At 41.0% G+C, this 283-nt stretch carries 1 protein-coding gene; it reads right to left on the bottom strand.

Annotation, left to right across the window (positions count from 1 at the left end; all coding sequences use genetic code 11):
- Positions 1 to 283, bottom strand: a 283-nt coding sequence (locus tag LZP73_RS20790; protein ID WP_234236875.1) for a DUF3987 domain-containing protein, incomplete at both ends; no start/stop codon positions are given.

The raw sequence follows: 283 nt of genomic DNA, 5'->3' as shown, positions 1-283 counted from the left end.
TACCATGAGGGATAATGTCATTCTGGCATTTTCAATCATCTGTTCGGGTTCATTCTTTCTGTCCACCGACAATACGGAGCCATCCCACATTTTGTTAATAAAAGGCAGCTCAGACAGGGTATACCCATCAAATATTATACCGGCTTCATCTGACATAATACCCACTGAACGCCATTTACCACAAAGCTGATTCTTAATTGCCGCAGTCGTGGCATCATTAAAAATGAATTTATATCTTACAGGTTTTTCCCCTCTGTTTTTCTGAAGCGCTTCCAGTTGTCTG

Origin of the sequence: Shewanella sp. AS16 (genome assembly GCF_021412365.1) — a bacterium.
GTDB classification, from domain to species: Bacteria; Pseudomonadota; Gammaproteobacteria; order Enterobacterales; family Shewanellaceae; genus Shewanella; species Shewanella salipaludis.
The sequence above is the reverse complement of the archived record's forward strand: the minus strand, read 5'-3'. Positions and strand labels throughout refer to the sequence as shown.